The 1,183-nt window shown below is 39.6% G+C and carries 1 protein-coding gene; it reads left to right on the top strand.

Translation table 11 applies throughout. The features are described 5' to 3' along the window. Positions 1-73: 73 nt before the first annotated feature. A protein-coding gene (locus C9J46_RS21270; RefSeq protein WP_107291490.1) for an IS3 family transposase occupies positions 74-1,183 on the top strand; the annotation gives its coding sequence in 2 pieces (ribosomal slippage) (positions 74-329 and positions 329-1,183; 1,111 coding nt annotated over the 2 pieces). This gene is flagged as partial in the annotation.

The raw sequence follows: 1,183 nt of genomic DNA, 5'->3' as shown, positions 1-1,183 counted from the left end.
TGTAGTGGTACATTAAATTTGGCCACCTACTCAGAGGTGATATCATCACCTCTTAACATGGATAGGTGACATCATGACAAAACGAACAAGACGATTATTTAGTGCTGAATTTAAATTAGAGGCAGCACAATTAGTTATCGATCAAAACTATTCAGTAACTGAAGCTGCTCAGGCCATGAATGTGGGTAAATCTACGATGGATAAGTGGGTTCGTCAGTTAAAAGAAGAGCGCCAAGGTAAATCACCGAAAGCTTCACCGATGACGCCTGAACAGATTGAAATACGAGAGTTAAAGAAGAAATTAGCCACTCTTGAAGAGCATAATGAAATCTTAAAAAAAGCCACCGCTCTCTTGATGTCAGACTCATTGAACAATTCTCGTTAATCGAGAAACTCAGGAAGAGCCACAGCATAACAACGTTATGCAAAGTATTTGATGTTCATCGCAGTAGCTATAAATATTGGCAAAGACGCCCAAAATCTATTTCTATTGAATTGATTAAACTGCGTAGTTTAATCAAAGAGGTACATGCTGCAAGCAATGGTTCTGCTGGAGCAAGAACCATTGCAGATATGGTTACGACTCAAGGTATTCCCTTGAGTCGGTATCGTGCATCCAAACAAATGAAAGCCCTTAATCTTGTTAGTTGCCAATCACCGAAACATAGATACCGAAAAGCAAATCAAGAGCATATTGCAATTCCAAATCATCTGAATCGTCAATTTGCAGTTACATCACCTAATCAAGTTTGGGTTGGTGATGTGACTTATGTGTGGACTGGACATCGCTGGATGTATCTTGCTGTGGTTATCGATTTATTTTCGAGAAAGCCTGTTGGTTGGGCGATGTCTCTATCGCCTGACAGTCACTTAACAGGTAAGGCTCTTATGATGGCTTATGAATCACGACATAAACCTAAAGGGGTTATGTTTCACAGTGATCAAGGTAGTCATTATACCAGCAGTTACTACAGACAATTACTATGGCGATGCCAGATTAAACAAAGCTTATCACGACGAGGAAATTGTTGGGATAACGCCCCCATGGAACGCTTCTTTAGAAGTTTAAAAACAGAATGGGTACCAAATGTAGGTTATCGTAGTTTTGCTGAAGCAAAACACGAAATCACTCGATATATTATTGGTTATTACAGCCAATTACGACCACATCAATATAATGGCG

This window comes from Photobacterium sp. GB-36 (genome assembly GCF_003026135.1).
Taxonomy (GTDB): Bacteria; Pseudomonadota; Gammaproteobacteria; order Enterobacterales; family Vibrionaceae; genus Photobacterium.
This window is presented reverse-complemented; position numbering and strand designations above follow the sequence as displayed.